This is a genomic window from Micromonospora sp. NPDC048930, from assembly GCF_043197935.1.
GTDB lineage: Bacteria > Actinomycetota > Actinomycetes > Mycobacteriales > Micromonosporaceae > Micromonospora.
Map to the genome: position 1 here is coordinate 268,821 of NZ_JBICUB010000002.1, position 26,230 is coordinate 295,050.

The 26,230-nt window shown below is 72.3% G+C and carries 23 protein-coding genes, 1 tRNA gene and 2 pseudogenes; 7 read left to right on the plus strand and 19 right to left on the minus strand.

The window, feature by feature from the left end:
• Nucleotides 1–113: 113 nt before the first annotated feature.
• The 3 genes from ACGFI9_RS06590 to ACGFI9_RS06600 are packed head-to-tail and all read right to left on the minus strand — an operon-like array spanning nt 114 to nt 3,903.
• Nucleotides 114–1,013 (minus strand): sugar ABC transporter permease, encoded by a 900-nt coding sequence (locus ACGFI9_RS06590; RefSeq protein ID WP_393175707.1) that lies wholly within the window; start codon nt 1,011–1,013, stop codon nt 114–116.
• A complete protein-coding gene (locus ACGFI9_RS06595; RefSeq protein WP_393175709.1) occupies nt 1,010–2,653 on the minus strand; it encodes an ABC transporter permease subunit in 1,644 nt (547 codons plus the stop codon). Before ACGFI9_RS06595 ends, ACGFI9_RS06590 begins: the two co-directional genes overlap by 4 nt.
• A complete protein-coding gene (locus tag ACGFI9_RS06600; RefSeq protein WP_393175711.1) occupies nt 2,653–3,903 on the minus strand; it encodes an extracellular solute-binding protein in 1,251 nt (416 codons plus the stop codon). Before ACGFI9_RS06600 ends, ACGFI9_RS06595 begins: the two co-directional genes overlap by 1 nt.
• A 197-nt stretch (nt 3,904–4,100) precedes the next feature.
• Here ACGFI9_RS06600 and ACGFI9_RS06605 point away from each other — a divergent pair, with 197 nt between their 5' ends.
• From ACGFI9_RS06605 to ACGFI9_RS06615, 3 genes are all read left to right on the plus strand, one after another.
• Nucleotides 4,101–5,177: a LacI family DNA-binding transcriptional regulator gene (locus tag ACGFI9_RS06605; protein ID WP_393175713.1), complete on the plus strand. Its 1,077-nt coding sequence runs from the start codon at nt 4,101–4,103 to the stop codon at nt 5,175–5,177.
• A 305-nt stretch (nt 5,178–5,482) separates the two neighbouring features.
• Nucleotides 5,483–7,126: a glycoside hydrolase family 13 protein gene (locus ACGFI9_RS06610; protein ID WP_393175715.1), complete on the plus strand. Its 1,644-nt coding sequence runs from the start codon at nt 5,483–5,485 to the stop codon at nt 7,124–7,126.
• 154 nt (nt 7,127–7,280) lie between these two features.
• Nucleotides 7,281–7,646, plus strand: coding sequence for a VOC family protein (locus tag ACGFI9_RS06615; protein ID WP_393175717.1), 366 nt, complete (start codon nt 7,281–7,283; stop codon nt 7,644–7,646).
• A 6-nt stretch (nt 7,647–7,652) separates the two neighbouring features.
• On the opposite strand, the gene ACGFI9_RS06620 is transcribed toward ACGFI9_RS06615, so the two are convergent.
• The 6 genes from ACGFI9_RS06620 to ACGFI9_RS06645 all read right to left on the minus strand — a co-directional run bounded on the left by ACGFI9_RS06620 (nt 7,653) and on the right by ACGFI9_RS06645 (nt 12,470).
• The gene (locus ACGFI9_RS06620; RefSeq protein ID WP_393175719.1) at nt 7,653–8,096 is read right to left on the minus strand and encodes a hypothetical protein; all 444 of its coding nucleotides are present in this window, start codon (nt 8,094–8,096) and stop codon (nt 7,653–7,655) included.
• Nucleotides 8,097–8,420: 324 nt separating this feature from the next.
• Nucleotides 8,421–8,789, minus strand: a complete 369-nt coding sequence (locus tag ACGFI9_RS06625) for a GntR family transcriptional regulator (protein WP_393175721.1) — start codon at nt 8,787–8,789, stop codon at nt 8,421–8,423.
• Nucleotides 8,786–9,721, minus strand: coding sequence for a YihY/virulence factor BrkB family protein (locus ACGFI9_RS06630; RefSeq protein WP_393175723.1), 936 nt, complete (start codon nt 9,719–9,721; stop codon nt 8,786–8,788). Before ACGFI9_RS06630 ends, ACGFI9_RS06625 begins: the two co-directional genes overlap by 4 nt.
• A gap of 57 nt (nt 9,722–9,778) precedes the next feature.
• Nucleotides 9,779–10,363 carry a 2'-5' RNA ligase family protein gene (locus tag ACGFI9_RS06635; protein ID WP_393175725.1) on the minus strand — a complete coding sequence of 195 codons (585 nt, stop codon included), beginning with the start codon at nt 10,361–10,363 and terminating at the stop codon, nt 9,779–9,781.
• A gap of 22 nt (nt 10,364–10,385) precedes the next feature.
• A complete protein-coding gene (trpS, locus tag ACGFI9_RS06640; protein ID WP_393175727.1) occupies nt 10,386–11,411 on the minus strand; it encodes a tryptophan--tRNA ligase in 1,026 nt (341 codons plus the stop codon).
• 33 nt (nt 11,412–11,444) lie between these two features.
• A complete protein-coding gene (locus ACGFI9_RS06645) occupies nt 11,445–12,470 on the minus strand; it encodes a hemolysin family protein (RefSeq protein ID WP_393175729.1) in 1,026 nt (341 codons plus the stop codon).
• 176 nt (nt 12,471–12,646) lie between these two features.
• On the opposite strand from ACGFI9_RS06645, the gene galE reads away from it, so the two are divergent.
• The 3 genes from galE to ACGFI9_RS06660 are packed head-to-tail and all read left to right on the plus strand — an operon-like array spanning nt 12,647 to nt 15,976.
• On the plus strand, nt 12,647–13,630 hold the full coding sequence (gene galE, locus ACGFI9_RS06650; protein ID WP_393175731.1) for a UDP-glucose 4-epimerase GalE: 984 nt from the start codon (nt 12,647–12,649) through the stop codon (nt 13,628–13,630).
• Entirely contained in the window at nt 13,627–14,826 is a 1,200-nt protein-coding gene (gene galK, locus ACGFI9_RS06655; protein WP_393175733.1) for a galactokinase, read from the plus strand. Before galE ends, galK begins: the two co-directional genes overlap by 4 nt.
• Before the next feature lie 31 nt (nt 14,827–14,857).
• A complete protein-coding gene (locus tag ACGFI9_RS06660) occupies nt 14,858–15,976 on the plus strand; it encodes a tetratricopeptide repeat protein (protein WP_393175735.1) in 1,119 nt (372 codons plus the stop codon).
• 220 nt (nt 15,977–16,196) lie between these two features.
• On the opposite strand, the gene cysN is transcribed toward ACGFI9_RS06660, so the two are convergent.
• The 10 genes and pseudogenes from cysN to ACGFI9_RS06710 all read right to left on the minus strand — a co-directional run.
• On the minus strand, nt 16,197–17,501 hold the full coding sequence (gene cysN, locus ACGFI9_RS06665) for a sulfate adenylyltransferase subunit CysN (RefSeq protein WP_393175737.1): 1,305 nt from the start codon (nt 17,499–17,501) through the stop codon (nt 16,197–16,199).
• Nucleotides 17,501–18,412: a sulfate adenylyltransferase subunit CysD gene (gene cysD, locus ACGFI9_RS06670; RefSeq protein WP_393175739.1), complete on the minus strand. Its 912-nt coding sequence runs from the start codon at nt 18,410–18,412 to the stop codon at nt 17,501–17,503. Before cysD ends, cysN begins: the two co-directional genes overlap by 1 nt.
• 64 nt (nt 18,413–18,476) lie before the next feature.
• Nucleotides 18,477–19,310, minus strand: coding sequence for an inositol monophosphatase family protein (locus tag ACGFI9_RS06675; protein ID WP_393175741.1), 834 nt, complete (start codon nt 19,308–19,310; stop codon nt 18,477–18,479).
• A gap of 206 nt (nt 19,311–19,516) precedes the next feature.
• Nucleotides 19,517–20,107, minus strand: coding sequence for an aminoacyl-tRNA hydrolase (gene pth, locus ACGFI9_RS06680; protein ID WP_393175743.1), 591 nt, complete (start codon nt 20,105–20,107; stop codon nt 19,517–19,519).
• 163 nt (nt 20,108–20,270) lie between these two features.
• Nucleotides 20,271–20,963, minus strand: coding sequence for a 50S ribosomal protein L25/general stress protein Ctc (locus ACGFI9_RS06685; RefSeq protein WP_393175745.1), 693 nt, complete (start codon nt 20,961–20,963; stop codon nt 20,271–20,273).
• Nucleotides 20,964–21,272: 309 nt separating this feature from the next.
• Nucleotides 21,273–22,253, minus strand: a complete 981-nt coding sequence (locus tag ACGFI9_RS06690) for a ribose-phosphate diphosphokinase (RefSeq protein ID WP_393175747.1) — start codon at nt 22,251–22,253, stop codon at nt 21,273–21,275.
• A gap of 53 nt (nt 22,254–22,306) precedes the next feature.
• Nucleotides 22,307–23,842 (minus strand): annotated as a pseudogene (glmU, locus tag ACGFI9_RS06695) (bifunctional UDP-N-acetylglucosamine diphosphorylase/glucosamine-1-phosphate N-acetyltransferase GlmU).
• A 103-nt stretch (nt 23,843–23,945) separates the two neighbouring features.
• Nucleotides 23,946–24,017: transfer RNA gene (locus ACGFI9_RS06700), tRNA-Gln, on the minus strand.
• Between the two features lie 111 nt (nt 24,018–24,128).
• Nucleotides 24,129–24,848, minus strand: coding sequence for a hypothetical protein (locus ACGFI9_RS06705; protein WP_393176689.1), 720 nt, complete (start codon nt 24,846–24,848; stop codon nt 24,129–24,131).
• Between the two features lie 64 nt (nt 24,849–24,912).
• A pseudogene (locus tag ACGFI9_RS06710) lies at nt 24,913–25,134 on the minus strand (resolvase); the annotation flags it as partial.
• A 121-nt stretch (nt 25,135–25,255) separates the two neighbouring features.
• Between ACGFI9_RS06710 and ACGFI9_RS06715 the strand changes: the two are divergent.
• The gene (locus ACGFI9_RS06715) at nt 25,256–26,215 is read left to right on the plus strand and encodes an acyl-CoA desaturase (RefSeq protein WP_393175749.1); all 960 of its coding nucleotides are present in this window, start codon (nt 25,256–25,258) and stop codon (nt 26,213–26,215) included.
• Nucleotides 26,216–26,230: the final 15 nt, after the last annotated feature.

Genomic DNA, 26,230 nt, shown 5'->3' on the forward strand with positions numbered 1-26,230 from the left:
GGGAGTGGGGCGGGCACCCGCCGCGCCCGGTGACCCGACCGCGGCGATCCGCCCGATAACCGCTCCGGTGTACGTCGACACGACGTCCTTGCCGCAGCGTGAGCCGAGGAGGCTCAGCCTTTGACCGCTCCGGCGGTGAGGCCGGAGACGATGTAGCGCTGGAGCAGTTGGAACACCAGCACCGTGGGGATCGCGGTGAGCAGCGTGCCCGCCGCGAACATCCCGAAGTTGTTGTTGCGCTCCCCGGCCACCAGGCCGAACATCCCGACCGCCAGGGTCTTCGAGTTCGGCTCGGTGAGGAACACGTTGGCGATGATGAACTCGTTGATCGAGCCGATGAAGGCGAGCAGTCCGGTCACCGCCAGGATCGGCGCCACCAGCGGCAGCATGATCCGGAAGAAGACCTGTGCGTGCGAGGCGCCGTCCATGGTGGCCGACTCGTCCAGCTCCTTCGGCAGGGTGTCGAAGAAGCCCTTCATGAGCCAGGTGTTCGCGCCGAGCGCGGTGCCCATGTAGAGCAGGAACAGGCCCCACGGGGTGTTGAAGCCGATCGCCGGCCACAGGGCGGTGACCGTCGTGAAGATCAGGAAGATCGCCACGATGGCCAGGAACTGCGGGAACATCTGGATCAGCAGCAGCGCGAGCAGCCCGACCCGGCGACCGGCGAAGCGCATCCGGGAGAACGCGTACGCCGCCAGCGCCGACAGGAAGATCGACGCGAAGCTGGCCACGCCGGCGAGCAGCAGCGAGTTGAGGAACCAGTGAGCGAACGGCGTGTTCTGGAACAGGTTGGTGAAGTTCTCCAGGGACATCCCGGTCGGCAGCAGCTCCGTCGACGAGAGCGTGCCGAGCGGGTTGAGCGCCGCGGAGATCACGAAGAGGATCGGGAAGAGGCTGAACGCCACCGCCAGCACCCCGACCACGTGCCGCCAGCCCACCTGGGCGAACCAGCGTCCCTTCGACTTCCCCGTTCCGGCCCGGTTGGCGACGGCGGCGTCCGACAAGGTGGTCACGAGTAGACCTCCTCCTGCTTGCGGGTCCGCGAGAAGCTGATCGCCGCCACGATCGCCACGATCGCGAAGATGAAGATCGAGACCGTGGTGGCCAGTCCGTACTCGGCGCCCTGCGCGCCGAAGGCCAGCCGGTAGGTGTAGGTGATGAGCAGGTCGGTGGCGCCGTTGGTCGGGTTGTCCGGCGCGAACGGGCCGCCCTCGGTGGTGAACAGGATCGCGTTGACGTTGTTGAAGTTGTACGCGAACGACGCGATCAACAGGGGCGAGAGGGCCACCAGCAGCAGCGGCAGGGTGACCGCCCGGAACGACTGCCACGGGCTGGCGCCGTCGACCGAGGTGGCCTCGGTCAGCTCGCGCGGGATGGCCTGGAGCGCGCCGGTGGCCACCAGGAACATGTACGGGTAGCCGAGCCAGAGCTGCACCAGCAGCACCGCGATCCGGGCCGACCATCTGCCGCCGAACCAGTCGATGCCGAGTCCGAACAGGTTGTTGATCAGGCCGAAGTCGGTGTTGAACATGTCCCGCCAGACCAGCAGCATCGCGAACGACGGCATGGCGTACGGCAGGATCAGCAGCACCCGGTAGAGGTTCGTCCCCCGCATCCGGGGCGAGTGCAGGGCGAGCGCGATGGCCATGCCGAGCAGGAAGGTGAGGCCGGTCGAGCCGATCGCGAAGGCGAAGTTCCACAGCAGCGTGCCGAAGAACGGTCCGGAGATGTTCGGGTCGGTGAGCACCCGGCTGAAGTTCTTCAGCCCGACGTTGACCTTCCAGCCCTGGGTGAGCCGCTCGCCGTCGGCGGCGACGAAGGAGCCGGTGGCCTCGTCGGCGGTCCAGGTCTTACCGGTCTCGGTGTCCTTGACGCAGTCGCACCCGGCGTCGTACGCGCGGACGGCCTTGCCCTCGTAGGCGCGGGTGAGGCCGTTGGAGCGGATGGCGCCGCCGGAGGTGGGAACAACCAGGGCGGTGATGGCGTCGCTGCGGACGCTGGCCTGACCGATGTTGAGCACGGTGTAGCCGTCGGCGGCGGTGACCTTGCCGGTGAGGCTGCTGACGGTCACCTGGCCGGCGTCGAGCTTGCGCAGCCCGCCCGCGTCGCCCGCGAAGACCTCCTTGGTCTTCGGGTCGCTCAGCAGGAAGACCAGCGGTCCGCTCGCCGGGTCGCCCTTGGTGGCGATGGAGAGGGAGTACTCGGTGGAGCCGGGGACCTGCTTCACCGAGGAGGTCTGGATGGCGACGATCGCGTCCTGCTTGCTGCCGCGGTGTCCGTCGCCGAAGTTCGTGAAGGCGGTGCTCGCGGTGTAGAGCACCGGGAAGACCTGGAAGGCGATGAGGAAGAGCGTGCCGGGAACCAGGTACTTGGCCGGGATGTGCCGCCGGCTGAGGTAGAGGTAGAACAGGCCGGCGGTGGTGACCGCCAGGATGCCCAGTCCGACCCAGTGTTCGGCCTCGATGAGCGGGAACGCCGCCCAGATCGCGATCCCGGCCACCAGGCCGAGCAGGATCACCTTGACGACGAGGCCGGTCGCGGTGATCGGCGCGTGGTTCCGCGCGGTACGGGACTTGCGCGGGAGCCCGCGGCGAACGGGCTCCCGGCCCGGAGCCTGCGTGGCAGGCTCCGGGCCGGACAGCGACGTGCTCATTACTTGATCTGACCAGCGATGGTCTTGCCGGCGGCGGTGATCGTCTTGGCCGGGTCGGCGCCACCGATGACGGCGGCCTCCGCCTTGCCGAACGGGTCCCAGATCGCGGCCATGGCCGGGATCGCCGGGAGCACCTGGCCGTTCTTGCCGGCCTCCTGGAACTTGGCCAGGTCCGGGTCCTCGCCCTTGACCTGGTCGAAGGCGGCGGTCAGCGCCGGCGGGCGCGGCTCGGCCTTGTACAGCGCGACGGCCAGCTCGGGCTTGGTCACGTAGTTGGTGACGAACTCCTGGGCCAGGGCCTTGTTCTTGCCCTTGGCGGCGACGTAGAACGCCTGGACGCCCACGAACGGCTGGGCCTCCTTGCCACCGGCGAAGCCGGGGACCGGGGAGATGTCGTACTTGATGTTGGCCTTCTTGGCGTCGGCGATGGCCCACGGGCCGGAGACCAGGAAGGCGCACTTCTTGCTGGTGAAGGTGGCGATGGAGTTCTCGCCGGTGATGGAGCGCTTGAGCGCGCCCTCGCCCTTCTCACCGAGCTTCGCGATCTTCTGGAAGGCCGCGATCGACTCCGGCTTGCCCACGCCCAGGTCCTTCGGGTCGTAGTCGCCGTTGGCCGCGGTGCCGAACAGGTAGCCGCCGCCGGAGGTGTACAGCGGGTAGATGTGGTACGCGTCGCCGTTCTGGCCGGACTGGAGGCAGAGGATCTCGCTGGCCTTCTTCTCGGCCTTGAGCTTCTTGCCGGCGGTGACCAGGTCCTCGATCGTCTTCGGCGCCTCGGGGGCCAGCTCGGTGTTGCGGATCAGCGCGACGTTCTCGGTGGCGTAGGGGACGCCGTAGACCTGGCCGTTGAAGGTGACGGCCTTGATCGCGGTCTCGTTGAACCCGCTCTTCTGCTCGGCGCCGAGCTGCACCGGGTCGATGGCGCCGTTCTGGACCATGTTGCCGATCCAGTCGTGCGCGCCGACCACGACGTCCGGGCCGCTGCCCTGCTGCGAGGCGGTGACGAAGTTGGTCTGCAGGTCCTTGGAGACGGCCTGGACCTCGACGGTCACGCCGTTCTCCTTGCCGAACTCGTCGGCGAACGGCTTCAGGGCGGCGGCCCGCTTGTCGTCGGCCCAGATGACCAGCTTGCCGCCGGTCGCCTTGGCGGACTCCTTGGCGGCCGGCTTGTCGCTGTCACTGCCACCGCAGCCGGACGCGGCGAGCGCCAGGCCGAGGACAGCGACCACACCCGCGGTACGGATGCGCATCGGTACTCCTGTCGTCATGGCGGCCCGCCGGGGGAAGGGCGGCCCGCCAGTGGAAACCTCTGAAATTTCTTGCTGACCGGCGCGGGGTGCTGCGCCGCTGCTCTCGCGTGTTGCGGGCACGTTAGCAAGAGGTTGCAGAGGATGGAAGGGCTTGCAGGAGTGTACGCAAGACTTTGCTGTTGAGCTAAAGTGCCGCCATGCGCGCTCGACTGTCCGACATCGCCCAACAGGCCGAAGTCAGCGAGGCCACGGTGTCGCGGGTGCTCAACGACCGCCCCGGAGTGGCCCCCGAGACCCGGCAGGCCGTCCTCACCGCCCTCGACGTGCTCGGCTACGAGCGCCCCGCCCGGCTGCGCAAGCGCAGCGCCGGCCTGGTCGGCCTGGTCGTGCCCGAGCTGGACAACCCGATCTTCCCGGCCTTCGCGCAGGTCATCGAGTCGACGCTGGCGCAGAGCGGCTTCACCCCGGTGCTCTGCACCCAGACCCCCGGCGGGGTGACCGAGGACGAGTACGTCGAGATGCTGCTGGACCGGCAGGTCTCCGGAATCGTCTTCGTCTCCGGCCTGCACGCCGACACGGCCGCCAACCACGACCGGTACCGCGCGCTGATCGCCCGCCCGCTGCCGATCGTCATGATCAACGGGTACGCACCCGGCATCGCGGCGCCCTTCGTCTCCTGCGACGACGGCGAGGCCACCGAGCTGGCCATCGCGCACCTGGTCGCGCTCGGCCACCGGCGGATCGGCCTGATCACCGGCCCGGACCGCTTCGTGCCGGTGCAGCGCCGGGTGGCCGGCTTCCGGGCCGCGATGACCCGCCTGGTCGGGGCGACCGAGGCGGAGGTCGGCGAGCTGGCCGAGCTCTCCCTCTTCGGCGTCGAGGGCGGCGAGGCCGCCGCCGGCCGACTGATCGAGCGCGGCGTGACCGGCATCGTCTGCGGCTCCGACCTGATGGCCCTCGGCGCGATCCGGGCCGCCCGCCAGCGCGGCCTCTCCGTCCCCGCGGACGTCTCCGTGGTCGGGTACGACGACTCACCGCTGATGGCCTTCACCGACCCGCCGCTGACCACCATGCGGCAGCCGGTCACCGCCATGGCGGTGGCCGCGGTCCGGGCCCTGGTGGACGAGATCAACGGGCACGCCGCCCCGCACTCCGAGTACCTGTTCCGCCCGGAGCTGGTGGTGCGCGGCTCCACCGCCGTGGTCCGCCAGTCGGGCACGGGCGGCCCGAAGTCGCAGCGACCGGCCCCCTCCTCGCTCGCCATCCCGGCCTAGCGCTGCCACCGCTTCCCCCTGGGGGCCGACCGTCGTCGACCCCTACCCGACCACGCCGCTCCCCACTCCGGTAGCCGGCGTCCGGCGTCCCGCCCGTCCTCGGGCCTCCGCCCGGGGCCTCGTCCCGCGCCTTGGGACAGGCGGACAGGCGATCCGGACCGGCGGACGAGCGGTCGCCATCATTTCTTGCGCAAGGAATGCTTGACTCTTGCAGCGCAAGGGCGGCATTCTGCTCAGACACCCACGCCCGCCACCCAGCCGCGCGGGTGCCGCCGTCGCTTGACAGAGAACGGGGATCGTCACCGATGACCGCCGCCACCGACCCCACGCCGCCGACCGCCGACCACGACTGGTGGCGGTCCGCGGCCATCTACCAGGTCTACGTCCGCAGCTTCGCCGACGCGAACGGGGACGGCGTCGGTGACCTCGAGGGCATCCGGCAGCGCCTGCCGTACCTGCGCGAGCTGGGCGTGGACGCGCTCTGGCTGACGCCCTTCTACACCTCCCCGCAGATCGACGCGGGCTACGACGTGGCCGACTATCGCGACGTGGACCCGCTCTTCGGCACGCTCACCGACTTCGACGCGATGATCACCGACGCGCACGCGCTCGGCCTGCGGATCATCGTGGACCTGGTGCCCAACCACACCTCCAGCGCCCACCCGTGGTTCACCGCGGCCCTGGCCGCCGGCCCCGGCTCCCCGGAGCGTGAGCGCTACCTGTTCGCCGAGGGCAAGGGCGAGCAGGGCGAGCTGCCGCCGAACGACTGGGAGAGCATCTTCGGCGGCCCCGCCTGGACCCGGGTCGCCGACGGCCAGTGGTACCTGCACCTGTTCGACCCGGCCCAGCCCGACCTGAACTGGCGTCACCCCGAGGTACGCGCCGAGTTCCAGGACATCCTGCGGTTCTGGCTCGACCGGGGCGTGGACGGTTTCCGGATCGACGTTGCGCACGGGATGATCAAGGCCGAGGGGCTGCCGGACGTCGGCTTCAACTCGATGACCACCGGCCAGCGGCAGTCCGAACTGCTGGGCAAGGGCCGGCTGCCGTACTTCGACCAGGACGAGGTGCACGACATCTACCGCAGCTGGCGGCCGATCCTCGACAGCTACCCCGGTGGCCGGATGGCGGTGGCCGAGGCCTGGGCGGAGACCCCGCAGCGGCTCGCCCGCTACATCGGCCCGGACGAGCTGCACCAGGCGTTCAGCTTCGACTTCCTCGACGCCACCTGGTCGGCCGACTCGTTCCGCAAGGTGATCGACACCGCGCTCGCCGAGTCGACCATCGTCGGCGCCCCGACCACCTGGGTGCTCTCCAACCACGACCGGCAGCGGCACGTCACCCGGTACGGGGACGGCGAGGTCGGGCTGCGCCGGGCCCGGGCGGCCGCCCTGCTGATGCTCTCCCTGCCCGGCTGCGCGTACGTCTACCAGGGCGAGGAGCTGGGCCTGCCGGAGGTGCTGGACCTCCCCGACGAGCTGCGCCAGGACCCGGCGTTCCTGCGTACCGGGGAGAGCCGGGACGGCTGTCGGGTGCCGATCCCGTGGAGCGGCGAGCTGGCGCCGTACGGCTTCGGCCCGGAGGGCAGCGAGCTGAGCTGGCTGCCGGCCCCGGCGACCTGGCGAGCCCTCTCGGTGGCCGCCCAGGCCGGCGTGCCCGGCTCGACGCTGGAGCTCTACCGGACCGCGCTGCGGATCCGCCACGAGCACCCGGCGCTGGCCGGGACCGGCGGCATCACCTGGCTGGAGACCGAGCCGGGCGTGCTGGCGTTCCGCCGCACCGCCGGCGAGGTCGAGCTGACCTGTGTGGTCAACATCAGCGGCGCGGCGGCGACGGTCACCGGCTACGGCCGGCCGATCGCCGCCAGCGCCGACCTCACCGAGCAGGGCGACGGGCACGTCCTGCCGGTGGACGCGGCTGCGTGGTTCGAACGGCGTTTCGCCGGGTAACCCGCCATTGACCTGGTCGTCCGTTGTGCCCCGCGCCGGCGGGCGGCTGGGCCACCGACCCCTTGTGGTGGGGGGTGAGGTGGCACCGGCCCCTCGGGGAGCCCGCTCCCCGAGGGGCCGGTGTCCATCTGGGACAGCGGGGTATCCCGAAGTGATGACCGCACACGTGGCGCAGTACACCCTCGATGTCACCGACCTCGAACTGATGGCCTCCTTCTGGTCCCGGGCCCTCGGTTACCAGATCCGGCAGGGCGACGACGGCAGCGCGAAGCTCTGGCCCCCACCGGACCGGCCCGGCCCGACGGTCTGGTTGCAGGGCAGCGGGACCCCCAAACGCGAGAAGAACCGGCTGCACCTCGACCTGGTGTCCGACGGAGATCCGCGGGACGAGGTACGCCGGCTGCTGGCGCTCGGTGCCCGCCCGGCCGACGTCGGCCAGTCCGGCGAGGAGGGCTTCGTGGTCCTGGCCGACCCGGAGGGCAACGAGTTCTGCGTGCTCGACCACGCGCCGCGCCGCTGAGCGCGCTCAGTCCCCCTTGCTGGTGAGCAGCTTGGCGATCCGGGCGAAGCCGGCCCGTACCTCGTCCCGGCTGGGCGCTGGCAGCGGCTCGGCCGCCGGCTCCTGCTCGGCGGCCAGCTCCAGCTCCTCGTCGATCACGTCCTCGAAGTCGCCGTACAGGTCCGCCTGGTCGGTCCGGGCCGCCTCGTCCTCGGCGGCGATCTGCGCGGCGGCGATCTCGCCGCGGATCTCCTCGGGCGTCAACGCGGGCAGCAGCGGCTCGACCACCGCCATCAGCTGCTCCTCGGCGACCACCGCTTCGGCCAGGGCGAGCGCGTGCGGCCGCTCGTACGGGCCGCAGACCACCGGCTCCCACTCATCGGCGTCGCCGAGCGGACCGAACGTGATGATCCACGGCAGGCCGAGCATCGGCGAGTCGTCCGGCAGGTCCAGTGTCACGAGTGCGCCCACCGGCTCATCATGGTCGTTACCGGGGGGAACGCGGGTGGCATTCACCCCAACTGCCGATTCTTCACCTGTCACCCTCACGACATCCCACCCTCCCCGCCCCCACCCCCACCCGCGCGCGTCCGCGCCCCGCGCCCCCGCGCCCGCGCCCGCCAAGATCCGCACTCTTTCACGGAAAGAGTGGCCTCGATCGGCCGGGTGACCACTATTTCCGTGAAAGAGTGCCCACGCCCGGAGCGGGCGGCGCGGACGCACACGCGGCGCGGACCCCAGGCGGCGCGGAGCTGGGGCACGGGCCGGGCGGGAGCGCGGGGTGGTGGGTGGAGGTCAGTGGGGGGTGTCGAGGGCGGCGCGGACCAGGGCGAGGGCGCGGTCCGGGGGGACGCCCAGGCGGAGCGCCTCGGCGGCGTACTCGGTCGCGGCGCGGTGCAGCCGGTCGATCGCGTCGTCCCGGCCTGGGGCGACCACCGTCCCGTGCCGGCCCCGGGTCTCCACCAGTCCCGCCCCCTCCAGCTCCCGGTACGCCCGAGCCACGGTGTTCGCCGCCAGCCCCAGGTCGGTGGCGAGCTGCCGGACCGCGGGCAGCCGGGTGCCCACCGGCAGCCGGCCATCCCCGATCATCCGGGCGAGCTGGCCGCGTACCTGCTCGTACGGGGGCACCGCCGAGGTGGGGTCGATCCGGATCCGCGTCGTCATCCCGCTCCTCCCGGCGTACCGGGGTCGGTCTCCTCGTCGATCTCGACGTCCACCTCGCGCGCCGCGGGGCCCTCGGCCAGGTCGACCACGCGGCCGTACCGACTGGTGGCGGCGAGCGCCGCGCCGAAAAGCAGCAACTGGTTGAGCAGGTAGAGGTAGAGCAGCAGCCCGACCGCCGTGGCCACCACGGTATAGGCGGGGTTCCGCTCGGTGCGCACCACGTAGTAGCGCCCGACCGTGTTCAGCAGGGTGATGCCGATCGCCACCACCAGGACCACCGGCCGCAGCCGGCGCCGACTCATCCGCAGCCGGGGCACCGCGACCAGCAACGCCACCGCCAGCACCGCGTTGATCAGGACGCTGAGCAGCGCGCTCACCGTGGTCAGCCCGACCGACCCGGTGCTGCGCAGCAGGAACCGCAGCAGCGACCCCAACGCGTCGACGGCGGCCACCGAGACGCCGAGCAGCACGAAGACCGCGACCAGCACCCCCAGGTCGACCAGGCGGCGGACCACCAGGTTGCCCGGCTGCTGGTTGAGGCCGTACATCAGCCGCTGCGAGGAGCGGATCGCCTCCACCCAGCCGATCCCGGTGATGACCAGGATGATCAGGCCGACCACGCCGACGGCGTTGCTGCTCTGGGCGATCTGCTGCGGGTCGAGGAACGGCAGGTTCCGCTCCAGGAAGTCCGCCGCCGCCTTGCTGACCTCGTCGTTGTCCTCGAGGATCGCGCCGAACACCCAGTACGCGACCAGGGCGAGCGCGAACACGGCGAAGAAGCCGTAGTAGGCGATCGCGGCGGCCAGCCGACCGGCGAGCACGTCGGCGTAGAGCGTCCCGGCCCGCCACAGGTGGTCGAAGGCCGGCAGCCGGTCACGGGCGGCGTCGATCCGACGGTTCGCCGCGGCCTCGATCCGGCCGATCACGTTCACCACGTCATCCTCGCCGATCCCCGGTCGCCGGGGAGGCAGGCCGGCCGGCTGCTCAGCTCAGCCGCCGAGCCGGAAGTCGCGGCGGGGCTGCCACCGCGTCGCCCCGCTGTGCGAGAACAGGGTGAACCCCTCCACCTCGAACAGCGCGGAGAAGTCGGCCAGGTCCTCGTACGCCTTGTCGAGCACCTCGGGCGGGACGTCCTGGGCCACCGTGACGTGCGGGTGGTACGGGAAGCGGGCCTCCCGGTGCAGTTCGGGCGCCGAGTTGATCGCGGCGGCGAGCAGCTCGCACTCGCTGATCCCGGCCGCAACCGCGACGAAGACCACCTGGGTGACCGGCCGGAACGTGCCGGTGCCCCGCAGGTGCAGGGTGAACGGCAGGTGCGTGGCGGCCACCCGGGCCAGGTGCGCCTCGACGGCGGGCAGCGCGGTCACCGGGATCTCGGTGGGCCCGAGCAGGGTGACGTGGGCCGGGACGGCCTGCGGGTCGCCGGCCTCGATCCGGCGGCGGGTGAGCATCCCGCCCCACGGCTCGGGGATGTCCACCGCGATCCCGATCTGGATGGTGTCGCCGACGTCCGGCGCCCCGTCCCTGCGATCCACGCTCCGCGCCACCCCTCCGGCCACCGACTGAGTCCCCACCCGTCCCGTCGCGCCCGGGCCGCTACTCGGCCCGGACCGGGGGGAAGAAGCCGATCCGCTCGTACGCGGTGGCCAGCGTCGCGGCGGCGACCGCCCGCGCCTTCTCCGCACCGTGAGCGAGCAGCTTGTCGAGCTGGGCCGGGTCGTCCAGGTAGGCGCGGGTGCGCTCCTGGATCGGGGCGACGAACTCCCGGACCACCTCGGCGAGGTCCTTCTTCAGGTCCCCGTAGCCCTTGCCGTTGTACGCGGCGACCAGGTCGTCGATGCTGCGCCCGGAGAGCGCCGAGTAGATGGTCAGCAGGTTGGTGATGCCCGGCTTGCCCTCGGCGTCGAAGACGATCTCGCGGCCGGTGTCGGTGACCGCGGAGCGGATCTTCTTGGCCGAGCGGGCCGGGTCCTCCAGCAGGTCGATGATGCCGGCCGGGGAGGAGGACGACTTCGACATCTTGGCCGTCGGGTCCTGCAGGTCGGTGATCTTCGCGGTGTCCTTGACGATGTGCGGCGCGGGCACGGTGAAGGTCGGCCCGAACAGCGAGTTGAACCGCTGGGCCAGGTCCCGGGAGAGCTCCAGGTGCTGCCGCTGGTCCTCGCCGACCGGCACCGCGTGGGCCTGGTAGAGCAGGATGTCGGCGGCCTGCAGGATCGGGTACGTGAAGAGGCCGACGCTGGCCCGCTCGCTGCCCTGCTTCTGCGACTTGTCCTTGAACTGGGTCATCCGGCTGGCCTCGCCGAAACCGGTGATGCAGCCGAGCACCCAGGCCAGCTGCGGGTGCTCGGGCACCTGCGACTGGACGAAGAGGGTGCTGCGCTCCGGGTCGATGCCCAGCGCGAAGAGCTGCGCGGCGGCCACCCGGCTGCGCTGCTTGAGCACCTTCGGGTCGTGCCCGGCGGTGATCGCGTGCAGGTCCACCACGCAGTAGAACGCGTCGTGGCTGTCCTGGAGGGCCACCCAGTGCCGCAGCGCGCCCAGGTAGTTGCCGAGGTGGAACGAGTCGGCCGTCGGCTGGATGCCGGAGAAGACGCGCGGGCGGGCGGGTACGTCGGACATGCCGGCAATTCTGTCAGCAAGGCCGGGCGTACGTCATGACGGGCCGGCCGGTCGCCTCTCGGCGGGCGCGACCGGTCCGCTGACCTCGCGGCGCTGCTCCGGCACGCGCACGGCGGAGACCGCCAGGCGGGACACCCGCCGCCCCTCCAGGGCCAGCACCCGCAGCAGCCACCCACCCGCCGGATCCTCCGGGTCGGGCCCGCCGGCGCCGTCCCCGGCCGGGGCCACCGGGATCTCGTCGCCGGCCACCGGGAGCCGTCCCAGGGCGGCCATCACGTACCCACCGACCGTCTCGTACGGCCCGACGGGCAGCGGCACCCCGGTGCGCTCGGCGAAGTCGGCCAGGTTGAGCCGGCCGTCGACGACGGCGGGCAGGCCGGCGTGGGCCGGGTCGGGCGGGGTGTCGTCGTACTCGTCGTGGATCTCCCCGACCAGCTCCTCGACCAGGTCCTCGCAGGTCACGATGCCGGCGGTGCCGCCGTACTCGTCGACCACCACGGCCAGGTGGTGCCCCTCGCGGCGCATCTCGGTGAGCGCGGCGAGCACCCGCTTGCTGCCCGGGAGCCGCTTCACCTCGCGGGTCAGCTCCCCGACCGTGGCGCAGCGGTCCCGTTCGGGGCGCAACAGCACGTCCCGCAGGTGGACGAAGCCGACCACGTCGTCGTGGGTGCCGTCGACCACCGGGTACCGGGTGTGCGTCTCGGCCCGGACCAGCCGTTCCGCCTCGGCGAGGGTGAGCCCGGAGGAGAGGAACACCACCTCGGTGCGGGGCACCATCACCTCGCGGACCAGCCGCGCCCCGGCGACCAGCACCTCGTCGATGATCCGGCGTTCGTCGGGGTCGAGCACGGTGTTGGCGACCAGGTCGCGCAGCTCGGCCTCGCTGATCCGCTCGCGGCCGGCGGCGGGGCTGGCCCCGAGCAGGTCGGTGACCAGGCGGGTGGCGCCGTCGGCGGCGCGGACCACCAGCCGGGCGACACTCCGGGCCAGCGGTCCGGGTTCGCGGCGCGGCCGCCCCGGGGGTCGTCGCCGGAGTCCGGGACCGCCTGCCTCCCGCATGACAAGGATGGTAGACAGCGGCAGCCGTGCGGTCGGGGTGATGTTCGTATCTGTTCAATCATGGCGGATCGTGGTGGAATAGCGGTGTGTCACGGGCAGCGGAGGCACAGCCGGCGGCCCTAGGGTGATCGACGGACGGCCGGCACGGCGCCCGGCCAGGCAGGGAGGAATCCGACGTGAAACTGCTCGTCACCGGCGGCGCCGGCTACATCGGCAGCGTGGTGACCCGGATGCTGCTGGACAACGGCCACGACGTGACCGTCCTGGACGACCTGCGCACCGGCCACCGGGCGGCCCTCGCCCCCGAGGCGACCCACGTCGACCTGCCGGTCCACGAGGCCGCCCGGGTGCTCACCCCGGACGCCGGGTTCGACGGGGTGCTGCACTTCGCCGCGCTGATCGCCGCCGGCGAGTCGATGGTCAAGCCGGAGCTCTACTGGCACACCAACACCGTCGGGTCGCTCGCCCTGCTCGACGCGGTCCGCGCGGCCCGGGTCCCCCGGCTGGTCTTCTCCTCCACCGCCGCCGTCTACGGCAACCCCACCGAGCTGCCCATCCCGGAGACCGCCGTCAAGGCCCCCACCAACACCTACGGGGCCACCAAGCTGGCCGTCGACATGGCGCTCACCTCCGAGGCCGTCGCGCACGACCTGGCCGCCGTCTCGCTGCGCTACTTCAACGTCGCCGGGGCGTACCTGCACGACGGGCGGGCCATCGGGGAGCGGCACGACCCGGAGACCCACCTCATCCCACTCGCCCTCGACGTGGCCGCCGGCCGGCGCGACAAGCTCCAGCTCTTCGGCGACGACTACCCCACCGTCGACGGCACCTGCGTCCGCGACTACATCCACGTCGAGGACCTGGCCCGGGCCCACCTGCTGGCGCTCGACGCCGCCGCGCCCGGCCGGCACCGGATCTACAACCTGGGTAACGGCAACGGCTTCACCAACCGGCAGGTGATCGAGGTGGTCCGCGAGGTCACCGGGCACCCGGTGCCGGTCGAGGTGGCCCCGCGCCGCGAGGGCGACCCCGCCGAGCTGGTCGCCTCCTCCGCGCTGGCCCGGGCGGAGCTGGGCTGGGTGCCGGCCAAGCCCACCCTGCAGGACATGGTCGGCGACGCCTGGGCGTTCTACCGCGAGCACATCGTGGGGCAGCGATGAACGGTCCCGCCGCGACCGCCACGACCCCACCCGCGCCGGCCGGCGACGTCGCGGCCCGCGCCACCGCCGGCTTCCGGCAGCGGTACGGCGGGGAGCCGGCGGGCCGCTGGGCGGCTCCCGGGCGGGTCAACCTGATCGGCGAGCACACCGACTACAACGAGGGCTTCGTGCTCCCCTTCGCGCTGCCGCTGCGTACCGTGGTCGCCGCGGCGGCCCGCGACGACGAACGCTGGACGGTCTGGTCGGAGCTGGACGACGACCCGGTCGAGTTCGGGCCGGACGAGGCCGACGCGCCGGGCCGGGTCACCGGCTGGGCCGCCTACGTGGCCGGCGTGGTCTGGGCGCTGCGGGCCGCCGGCCACACCGTCCCCGGCGCCCGGCTCGCCATCGCCTCCGACGTGCCGGTCGGCTCCGGGCTCTCCTCGTCGGCGGCCATCGAGTCCGCGGTGCTGGCCGCCCTGGTCGAGCTGGGCGGCCTGGACCTGCCCGCCGAGCGGTGGCCCCGGCTGGCCCAGCGGGCCGAGAACGAGTACGTGGGCGCGCCCACCGGGATCATGGACCAGTCGGCGGTGATCCGGGGCCGGGCGGGGCACGCCCTCTTCCTGGACTGCCGCAACGAGCACGTCGAGCAGATCCCGTTCGACCTGGACGCCGCCGGGCTGGCCATGCTGGTGATCGACAGCCGCGCCCCGCACCGGCACGCCGACGGCGAGTACGCCTCCCGCCGCAGGTCCTGCGAGGAGGCGGCGCGCGCCCTCGGGGTGGCCGCCCTGCGCGACGTGGACGTCGCCGACCTCGACGCGGCGCTGGAGAAGCTGCCCGACGACGAGACCCGCCGCCGGGTCCGGCACGTGGTCACCGAGGACCAGCGGGTGCTCGACACCGTCGCGCTGCTGCGCGCCGGCCGGGTACGCGACATCGGCCCGCTGCTGACCGCCTCGCACGCCTCGATGCGGGACGACTTCGAGATCACCGTGCCGGAGGTCGACACCGCGGTCGAGGCCGCCCTGGCCGCCGGGGCGTACGGGGTGCGGATGACCGGCGGCGGCTTCGGCGGCTGCGTCCTCGCCCTGGTCGACGCGGATTCCGCCGACGCCGTGGCGGCCGCCGTCACCACCGCGTACGCCGAGCGCGGGTTCGCCGCCCCCGGCACGGTGACCGCCCTCCCCGCCGGGGGTGCCGCCCGCCTCGACTGACCGTCCTCAGCGGATCGATAGGGTGTGGCCCGTGACCCAGGCTGCGATCGCCGCCCAGGAACGGGCCAACGCACTGCTCCAGGTCGGCCGGTACGCCGAGGCGGCGAGGGTGCTGCGCGAGGCGCTGGCCGGGCAGCCCGAGCACGTCGGGCTGCTGGTGCTGCTGGCCCGCTGCCTGCGGATGCTGGGCCAGCTCGCCGAGGCGATGCGGCTGGTGGACCGGGCGATCGGGCTGAGCAGGGCGCCGCAGCACCCGCTCGCGGAGAAGGCCCGCATCCTGCTGGACGCCGGCCACCCCGGCTTCGCCGCAGCCGCCGCGCAGCAGGCCCTGGAGCTGGCGCCCCGCTCCTGGGAGTGCCACGCCCTGCTGGCGCAGGCGCTGCTCGGCATGGGCAACCCCAACCGAGTGCTGGCCGCGCGCCGGCACGCCGACACCGCCCTGGACATCGCCCCCGACAACCCGGAGCTGCACGTGCTCGACGCCCGGGTGCACGCCCGGATGGGCCGGCTCCGCGCCGCGCGGGCGGCCTGCGGCCGGGCCCTCGCCGTCGACCCGGCGTTCGAGCCGGCGCTGCGGGAGCTGGCGAGGTTGGCCGCCGGGCAGGACCGGACCAGCGCCGCAGCCCGCGGCTTCGGCGACGCCCTCGCCGCGAACCCCCGCGCCGGTTGGAACGTGAGCGCCCACGAGGTGGTCTCCCTCGCGCTGGGCTGGCGGCTGTTCGACGGCACGGCGCTCGCCGCGCTCGCGTACTGGTCGGCCTTCGCGCTCGTCGACCCCGCACCCGGCGGGGTACGCCCGGTGGCGGCCGGAGTGGTCCTGGCGGTCCTCGCCGGCGCGACCGGGTACGCCTGGCGCCAGCAGCCGGAGCCGGTACGCCACCAGCTGCGGCGATGGGCGCGCGCGGCGGCGGCCGTACCGCTGCTGGTGCTGGTCGTGGCGGCGGTCGCGTCCCTGGTGCTCGGCGGCCTGGCGTCCCGGCTGGAGAGCCCGGCCGGCGGCGCGGCCACGCTGTTGCTGCTCCCGGTCGGCGCGGTGCTGGCCTTCCGCGCCTGGCGGCAGCTCCGCCGCCGGGCCGCCGTGGCGGTCCGTCGCCTCGGTTACGCCCTCTGGGCCCGCCTCGCCGCCCGCCGCACCCCGACCACCACCTGATCCCTGCCCATCGAGGACGCCCTCACGCCCCGCGCCCCGCGCCCCGCGCCCCGCGCCCCGCGCCCCGCGCCCCGCGCCAAGATCGTGCTCGAACAGGAAAGTAGTGGCCTCCGGCGAACAACGAGGCCACTACTTCCCGGTTCGAGCGCGGCCTGCTGCCCTGAGAGGCGGCGAAGGCCCGCGCCGGACAGCGGCGCGGGCCTTCGCGGAGCGTGACGGATCAGCCGGCTTCGACGATCATGCCGGCGCCGACCGTGCGGTTGGTGGTCTCGTCGATGATCACGAAACCGCCGGTGGTGCGGTTGCGCCGGTACTCGTCGGCGAGCAGCGGGACGGTGGTGCGCAGCCGGACCCGGCCGATCTCGTTGAGCTTCAGCTCGCCGGCCGCCTCGTCCCGGTGCAGCGAGTTGATGTCCAGCCGGTAGTGCAGGCCGCGCACGATCGCCCGCGCCGAGCGGGTGGTGTGCTTGATCGCGTACTTGCCGCCGACCTGCAACGGGCGGGTCTCGTCCATCCAGCAGACCATCGCCTCGATGTCCTGCGCGACGGCCGGGGCGTTGTTCGGCCGGCAGATCAGGTCACCGCGCGAGATGTCGATCTCGTCGGTCAGCCGCACCGTCACCGACATCGGCGGGAACGCCTCGGCCACCGGGCCGTCCGCCGTCTCCACCGAGGCGATCCGGCTGGTGAAGCCCGAGGGCAGCACCATCACCTCGTCGCCGGGCTTGAGCACGCCCGAGGCCACCTGGCCCGCGTACCCCCGGTAGTCGGTGACGGTGGTGGACTGCGGCCGGATCACGTACTGCACCGGGAAGCGCACGTCGACCAGGTTGCGGTCGGAGGCGATGTGCACCCGCTCCAGGTGGTGCAGCAGTGACGGGCCCTCGTACCAGGGCATGTTCTCCGAGCGGGAGACGATGTTGTCGCCCTTCAGCGCGGAGATCGGGATGACCGTCAGGTCCGGCACCTCGAGCTTCGCGGCGAACGCGGTGAACTCGGCGGCGATCCGCTCGAACACCTCCTCCGACCAGTCGACCAGGTCCATCTTGTTGACGCAGAGGACCAGGTGCGGCACCCGCAGCAGGGAGCAGAGGAAAGCGTGCCGGCGGGACTGCTCCACCAGGCCCTTGCGGGCGTCCACCAGGATCAGCGCCAGGTCGGCGGTGGACGCCCCGGTGACCATGTTCCGGGTGTACTGGATGTGCCCGGGGGTGTCGGCGATGATGAACTTCCGCCGGGGCGTGGCGAAGTAGCGGTACGCCACGTCGATGGTGATGCCCTGCTCCCGCTCGGCCCGCAGGCCGTCGGTGAGCAGCGCCAGGTTCGTGTACTCGTCGCCCCGGGCCGCGCTGACCGCCTCGACCGCGGCGAGCTGGTCGGTGAAGAGCGACTTCGTGTCGTACAGCAGCCGGCCGATCAGGGTGGACTTGCCGTCGTCGACGCTGCCGGCGGTGGCGAACCGCAGCAGGTCCATCTGCCGGGCCTCGGCGCCGGAGCCGGCCGGGGGCAAGGTCTCGACGCTCATCAGAAGTAGCCCTCCCGCTTGCGGTCCTCCATGGCGGCCTCGCTGACCCGGTCGTCGCCGCGGGTCGCGCCGCGCTCGGTGATCCGCGTGGCGGCCACCTCCTCGATCACCTTCTCCACCGTGTCGGCGTCCGAGCGGACGGCCGCGGTGCAGGAGGCGTCGCCGACGGTCCGGTAGCGCAACTGCGCCTTGAACCGCTCCTCGCCCGCCTTGGGCCGGATGAACTCGTTGACCGCGTAGAGCATGCCGTCCCGCTCCACCACCTCGCGCTCGTGCGCGTAGTAGATCGACGGCAGCGGGATCCGCTCCCGGGCGATGTAGTGCCAGACGTCCAGCTCGGTCCAGTTGGACAGCGGGAAGACCCGGATCGACTCGCCTGGGTGGTGCCGGCCGTTGTAGAGCGACCACAGCTCCGGGCGCTGGTTCTTCGGGTCCCACTGGCCGAACTCGTCGCGGAAGCTGAACACCCGCTCCTTGGCCCGGGCCTTCTCCTCGTCCCGCCGGGCGCCGCCGAACAGCGCGTCGAAGCGGTGCTTCTCCACCGCGTCCAGCAGCACCGGGGTCTGGATCCGGTTGCGCATCCCGTCCGCCGACTCGCGGACCAGCCCCGCGGCCAGGGCCTCCGGCACGCTGGCCACGATCAGGTGCAGGCCCAGCTCGGCGACCCGCTGGTCGCGGTATTCCAGCACCTCGGGAAAGTTGTGCCCGGTGTCGACGTGCATCACCGGGAACGGGATGTTGGCCGGCGCGAACGCCTTCTGGGCCAGCCGGAGCATCACGATCGAGTCCTTGCCGCCGGAGAACAGCAGCACCGGGCGCTCCATCTCGGCGACGACCTCGCGCATCACGAAGATGCTCTCCGCCTCCAGCGCGTCGAGGTGGGAGACCTGGTACGCGGCCGGGGACGTCACGACACGAATCCGTTCATCGAATTCCAGACCTTTCCGGTCGGACTCGTCAAGAAGAACGTTCAGGCTACCCGGAATGCCGCTGCAACGCTGCAAGCAACCGACTGGCGAGATCCTTGCGACACACCAGCAGGTCGGGTAGGCGCGGGTCGGCCTCGTTGTATTTCAGCGCAGAACCGTCGATCCGGGAAGCGTGTAGCCCGGTGGCCGTCGCCACAGCCACCGGCGCCGCCGAGTCCCACTCGTACTGGCCACCGGCGTGGATGTACGCGTCCACCTCACCGGTCACCACCGCCGCGATCTTCGCGCCCGCCGATCCCATCGGCACCAGATGCGCGCCGACGTCCTCGGCCAGGTCGGTGAGGAAGACCGGCGGACGACTGCGGCTCGCCGCCAGCCGGATGGTCCGCCCACCGGGCGAGGTCGCCGCCTCCAACGTCATCGGCGGGTACGCCGGCGGGTAGTCCGTGGCCAGCACCCGGTGCTGCGCCGGCAACCCCACCGCCCCCGCGACCAGCCCGTGCGGCGTCGGCGCGTTCCGCGCCCAGAGCGCCACGTGCACCGCCCAGTCCGACCGGCCCTCCTCGGCGAACTCCCGGGTGCCGTCCAACGGGTCGATGATCCACACCCGGTCGGCGGTCAGCCGGGACACCGCCTCGGGGCTCACCTCCGCCGTCCAGGCCAGCCGCGAGCCCTCGTCCTCCTCCGACAGCACCGCGTCCGCCGGCCGCCACTTCGCCAGCTCGGTCCGGATCAGGTCGTGCGAGACCTTGTCCCCGGCCGACTTCAGCGCCCCCGGGTCGGCGAAGCCCAGCTCTGTACGCAGGTTCACCAGCGCCTGCCCGGCCCGCGCCGCCAGCCACCGGGCGAACGCACCGTCGATCATCGGAGGACTGCCCATGCTTTCCGCTCCCGTCGCTCGCCGCCGGCATCCGCCACGTCAGAAAGGCGCAGACTACCGGCCAGAAACCTCGCGCGCCCGGACGACGGCTCCAGGTCGCGGCGCGGCGTCAGACCGGCCTTCATTCGGCCGGAGCGCCGTCTAACGGCGCGGAGGCCGCATTATGGCCGCCAGCCGAGCTGGGGTTGGCGGAACGACCGCCCGGGTCAGGCCCCGTGGTAGAGGTTCTGGGTCGGCTCCACACCCTTGGTGATCACTGACTCCACCACGTCCGCCGCCCGGTCGACCAGGAAATCCAGCTCCTTACGTTCGGACGAGGAGAAGTCCGACAGCACGTAGTCCGCGGGATCCTGCCGCCCCGGCGGCCGGCCGATCCCGAACCGCACCCGGACGTAGTCCTTCGTGCCGAGGGACTTCGACATCGAGCGCAGGCCGTTGTGCCCACCCTCGCCGCCGCCGCACTTCACCCGCACCTGCCCGTACGGGATGTCCAGCTCGTCGTGCACGGCGATCACCCGACCCGGCGGGATCTTGTGGAACTGCGCCAGCGCGACCACCGGACCACCGGACAGGTTCATGTACGTCAGCGGCTTCACCAGCACCAGCTTCGGGCCGCCGAAGCCCAGCCGCCCCTCGGCGGCCTCCGCCACCGCCCGCTTGTGCCGCCCGAACCTACCGCCCAGCCGGCCGGCCAGCAGGTCGGCCACCATGAAGCCCACGTTGTGCCGGTTGCCCGCGTACTCCCGACCGGGGTTGCCCAGGCCGACCACCAGCCACGGCCCCGACTCGTCCGTCACGCCACGTCCCTTCCGTCACTTGCCCCGACCCCAGTTCGGCGCGGCTGCCGCCACGCCGCCACCCGGAGCCGTCGCGCCCGGGCCGCCACCGGGCGGCCGTCCCCGATACGCCGACAGGCGCCCCCGGGAACCGGGGACGCCTGTCGCACAGCCTGCGGACCGATCAGGCCTCGGTCTTCGGCTCCTCGGCAGCCGGCTCGCCCTCGGCCGGAGCGCCCTCGGGAGCCTCGGCGGTCTCCTCGCCGACCTCGGCCTCGGCCTCCTCCTCGGCCTCCTCGACCTCGGGGAGGGTGGCCTCGAGCTGCTCGGCGGTCGGGGCGGCGGTCACGGTGGCGACCGGCAGCTCCGGGTCGGCGGCAAGCTCGACGCCGGCCGGCAGCTGGACGTCGGCGGCGGTGACCTGGACGCCCGGCTCGGCGCCGGCGATCGAGGCCTCCAGGTGGTCCGGCACCCGGGTGGCGTCGGCGGTCACCGACAGGGTGTCGTGGTCGTGCACGATCAGGGTGTCGCCCGCGGGCTCGCCGGTCAGCTGGACCGGAACCTCGACGGTGACCTTCTCGCCCCGGCGGACCAGGAGCAGGTCCACGTGCTCGAAGGTGTCCTTGATCGGGTCACGCTGGATCGCCTTCGGCAGCGCCAGCACCTGGGTGCCGTCGCTGACCTCGATCGCGAAGAGCTGGTTCGCACCGCCCTTGCGGATCGCGGCGGCGAACTCACGCGCCGGAAGCGCGATGTGCTTCGGCTTCTCGCCGTGGCCGTACAGCACGGCGGGCACCTTGCCGGCCCGGCGGGTACGACGGGCACCACCCTTGCCGAACTCGGTACGGGGCTCGGCGCTGATCTTTACCTCGGACACGGGGAAACTCCTGATGCTTTCGCTGCGGCGGCTTGTCGTCTGGCGGTGCTGGGGCGAGGGGCTCGCTGGGGCTCATGCGTCATGAACGACTGCCCGGAGCACCGCGTCGATGACGGCGCCTCCGTGCGGTGCTTTTCAGCGGCCCGCCGGGCACCCTCGCCGTGGCAACCGCACCAGTCTACCCGAGGGATTTCCCGGCTCTCCGGCAGTCCCCACATCACCATCACCGCCGGCCCGCAGGGGCCACGACCGGCCGCCGGCCGCTCCCCCGGCGCGTCGTCGGACGCGCCGAGGGAACAGCCGGGCGAATCAGCTCAAACCACCGAAGAGCGTGGTCACCGAGCCGTCGTCGAAGACCTCCCGGATCGCCCGGGCCAGCAGCGGCGCGATCGACAGTACGGTGATCTTGTCGAGCTGCTTCTCCGGCGGCAGCGGCAGCGTGTTGGTCACCACGACCTCGCTGATCGGGCTGTTCTTCAGCCGCTCGGTCGCCGGGTCCGACAGCAGCGCGTGGGTCGAGGCGACCACGATCTCCGCCGCGCCCGACTCCTTGAGGATGTCCGCGGCCTTGGTGATCGTGCCACCCGTGTCGATCATGTCGTCGACGACCAGGCAGACCCGACCCTCGACCTCACCGACCACCCGGTTCGCCACCACCTGGTTCGGCTTCAGCGGGTCGCGCGTCTTGTGGATGAAGGCCAGCGGGCAGCCACCCAGCCGGTCCGTCCACCGCTCCGCCACCCGCACCCGGCCCGAGTCCGGCGCCACCACGGTCATCGGCCGGCCCGCGTACCGGTGCTCCACGTACTCGGCCAGGGTGTCCATCGCGAACAGGTGGTCCACCGGGCCGTCGAAGAAGCCCTGGATCTGCGCGGTGTGCAGGTCGACCGTGAGGATCCGGTTCGCGCCCGCCGTCTTCAGCAGGTCGGCCACCAGCCGCGCCGAGATCGGCTCCCGGCCGCGGTGCTTCTTGTCCTGCCGGGAGTACGGGTAGTACGGCAGCACCACGGTGATCCGCTTGGCCGAACCGCGCTTCAACGCGTCCACCATGATCAGGGTCTCCATGACCCAGGTGTTGACCCCGTGCGTCACGGACTGCACCACGAAGGCGTCCGAACCACGCACCGAGTCCTTGTAGCGTACGAAGAGCTCACCGTTGGCGAACTCGTACGAGTCGGTCGGCGTCGGCGCGACGCCGAGCACCTCACCGATCTCCTTGGCCAGCTCCGGAAAACCCCGTCCGGAGAAGAGCATCAGGCTCTTGCGGTTTTCGGCGACGATGCTGCCCATGGGCCCGTCTGCTCCCGTGTGTCGGTGGTTCCCGGCGGCGGTGGAGCCGGGGACTATTCGGTTGCAGTATCCCCCGCGTTCACCGGTCCACCCACGGCCCGGCGGTCCCCGTGGATTCAGTCACCTTCACTTGCGGCTCCGGCCCCGCCCGACGCACCCTCGCGGGCCTGCTGCGCCGCCTCGGCCGCCTTGGCGGACACCGTACCGGCCCGCTTGCGGGCCACCCAGCCCTCGATCGCCCGCTGCGGCGCCCGGGTCACCCCCAGCGCGCCCGGCGGCACGTCCTGGGTGATCGCGCTGCCCGCCGCGATGTACGCTCCCGCGCCCACCTCGACCGGGGCGATCAGGCTGGTGTCACAGCCGACGAAGGCCGCCTCGCCGACCACGGTGCGGTTCTTGTTCACCCCGTCGTAGTTCACGAAGATCGTCGCCGCGCCGATGTTCGCCTTCGCGCCGATCGTCGCGTCCCCGACGTACGACAGATGCGGCACCTTCGCGCCCGCGCCCACCTCGGAGTTCTTCACCTCGACGAAGGTGCCCACCTTCGCCTTCTCGGCCAGCTTCGCCGCCGGCCGCAGGTACGCGAACGGCCCCACGGTGGCCTGCGGGCCGACCTCGGCGCCCACCGCGTGGCTGCGCACCACGCTGGCGCCCGCGCCGACCGTGGTGTCGATCAGCGTGGTGTCCGGCCCCACCGTCGCCCCGGCGCCGACCACCGTCGCACCCTGGAGCTGGGTGTTCTGGTCGATCACCGCGTCCCGCTCGACCGTCACCGTCACGTCGATCCAGGTGGTGTGCGGGTCCAGGATGCTCACCCCGGTCCGCATCCAGCCCTCGTTCACCCGGTCCCGCAGCAGCCGGCGCAGCCCGGCCAGCTCGACCCGGTCGTTGCAGCCCAGCGTCTCCACGTGGTCCGGCGCGCAGTGCACCGCCACCGGCTCCCCGGCGTCCCGGAGCAGACCGAAGACGTCGGTCAGATACTCCTCGCCCTGGTCGTTGTCGGTGGAGAGCTTGCCCAGCGCGTCCCGCAGCCGCGCCACGTCGAACGCGTAGATGCCCGCGTTGATCTCCCGCAGCGCGCGCTGCTCCGGCGTGGCGTCCCGCTCCTCGACGATCTGCGCCAGCCGGCCGTCCGCGTCCCGCACGATCCGGCCCAGGCCGGTCGGGTCGGGCACCTCGGCGGCCAGCACGGTCGCCGCCGCGCCCGTGCCCTCGTGCGCCTCGACCAGCGCCGACACGGTCTCCGGTCGGAGCAGCGGCACGTCCCCGTTGATCACCACCACGGTGCCGGCGGCCTCCGGAACGGCGTCCAGCGCGATCCGGACCGCGTGCCCGGTGCCGAGCTGCCGCTCCTGGAGCACCGGGGTGGCCTCCGGCGCGACCTCGGCCAGGTGCCCGCGGACCTGGTCGGCGCCGTGCCCGACCACCACCACGGTGCGGTCCGCGCCGAGCGGCGCGGCCGCGGCCAGCACGTGACCGAGCAGGGTACGGCCGAGCAGCGGGTGCAGCACCTTGGGCAGGGCCGACTTCATCCGCTTGCCCTCACCGGCGGCGAGCACGACAACGGTGCGGAGGTGGGGCTGGGACACGACGTGGCTCCCGTCGGGACGGCGACAGTCTCGCGGCCATGCTAACCACAGGGCGAGGCAAGCCGCCGAATACCCCGAGAAGGGCGCCTATACCAGAAAAGTGCTCGGCCGCCAGGATTCGAACCTGAAACACAAGAACCAAAATCTTGGGTGTTGCCAGTTACACCACGGCCGAAGGGTCGCCCAACAGCTTAGCGCCTGCTGTCCAGATCCCGGTGGCTCGTATCTGGGCGATCGTTCACCGCCGGCCCCTCGCACCGGCCCAGGCAACGCTGAGCCCGCGGACTCACGTTCCGCAGCCTCCCACCGTTGCCGCCCGGTCGGCACGAACGCGTGCCTGACTCTGCCAGCCGCTACGCGCGCTGTGCGGCCGGCTCCGACGACCCGTCGAGCGGGTGGTGCCCGAGGTTTCCTCATTCATCGGTCGATCCGCCCGTAGCTGTGAAGATCCCAGCGACCATGCCCTCGATCCGCCCGTAGCTGTGAAGATCCCAGCGACCATGCCCTCGATCCGCCAGTAGAGGGCCCGACTACCGGGCACGGTGATCACGAGACAGCCGTGGTAGTCATCGGCGGTGTTCCCGCGGACGGTCGTCGGAGTGTGCCGCTTGAGCGTGGGACGCCCGAACCGCTCGAGCGGGACGGCCAGCCGCGCCGCCCACCACCGCACGGCCGCATCGGCGTCGGCCGACTCGTGGATGAGCAACCGGTAGCGCGGGACGTGTCGCCCGATCCCACACTTCTCAAGGAAGCGGAGGAACAGGGCGAGCAACCCCGGATCGGTGTTGACCATCTCCAGTCGGTCCTGCTGTCGCCACGGCTTGGACTTCGTCCCCTCGCACCAGTAGAGGATCGCGCCGAGCAGCATCAGGTCCCGCTCGGCCAACGGCCCGGCGAGCGACGCACCGCGAGCCTGTTCGGCCGCCTGCGCGGCGTCCCGCTCCGCCCGGTACGCGGCCCAGCGGGCGTCGGTCATCACCTTGGCGTGCGCCCGCCGCCGCCTCATCCGGATCCAGCGGCAGGTGCTTCACCCATTGGTACGCGGTCGACTTCGCCACGCCGAGCTGCTCCGCGATCTGGTTGACCGACCGGCCGTCGGCACGCAGGCGCACCGCCTCGGCGCGCAGCGCATCCTTGGCGCGCGGCCGGCGGGTCCAGTCGGGCGGCGGGACACCGCGCAGGAGCGCGTACACCCGGTCACGGCCGATACCCAGACGGGCCCGGATCTCCCGGACGGAGAGCTGTTCCTCGACGCGCAGGCGACGCACTTCGACGGCGAGTGGATCGGTCACGACCAGCAGATTAGAACGGGCGTACGACAGATCCGTCCATTCACGAACGGCAGAGTCCGCTGCGATCTAGGCCGCCCCTGGTTACGGTGACGTAGGCGTAACCCTGCTGCCGGGAGGTGCCATGTCGACCGCCGTGACCGGGCCCGACGCGGGCCCGAAGCCGCTCACCGAGGGACACCAGTCGCGCGGCATCCTGGTGGCCCTCTGGGCCTTCGTGGTCGTTCCGTTCCTCGCCCTGCTGGCCGCCGTCCCGGTGGCCTGGGGCGGGTGGCTGGGCTGGAGCGACCTGCTCGTGGCCGCCTTCTGGTACGTGCTGTCCGGGCTCGGCATCACCGTCGGCTACCACCGCTACTTCACCCACGGCTCGTTCCGGGCGAAGCCGTGGCTACGGGTGTCCCTGGCGGTGGCCGGCTCGTTCGCGGTGCAGGGCGAGATCATCCAGTGGGTGGCCGACCACCGCCGGCACCACGCCTTCTCCGACCTGGAGGGCGACCCGCACTCGCCGTGGCGGTTCGGGGAGAGCGTCCGGGGGCTGGCCCGCGGGTTGTTCCACGCGCACGTCGGCTGGCTGTTCGACCGGGAGTTGTCCAATCGGGAGCGGTTCGCCCCGGACCTGCTCGCCGATCGGGCCACCCGCCGGGTCGACCGGCTGTTTCCGCTGATGGTGGCGGTGTCGGTGCTCGGGCCGGCGGCGATGGGCGGGCTGCTGACCTGGTCCTGGCAGGGCGCGCTGACCGCGTTCTTCTGGGGCGGGCTGGTCCGGATCGCGCTGCTGCACCACGTGACGTGGTCGATCAACTCGGTGTGCCACGTGTACGGGGAGCGGCCGTTCGCGGTGCGTCAGGGTGACCGGGCGTCGAACTTCTGGCCGCTGGCGCTGCTGTCGTTCGGGGAGAGCTGGCACAACCTGCACCACGCCGAGCCGACCAGCGCCCGGCACGGGGTGCTGCGCGGCCAGCTCGACCCGTCGGCGCGGGTGATCTGGTTGCTGGAGAAGGCCGGCGCGGTGTGGGCGGTGCGCTGGCCGAGGCCGGAGCGGGTCAGCGCGAAGCTGCTGGAGCCGGGCCGGGCGCGCCGCTAACCGGTCGTCCCGGGG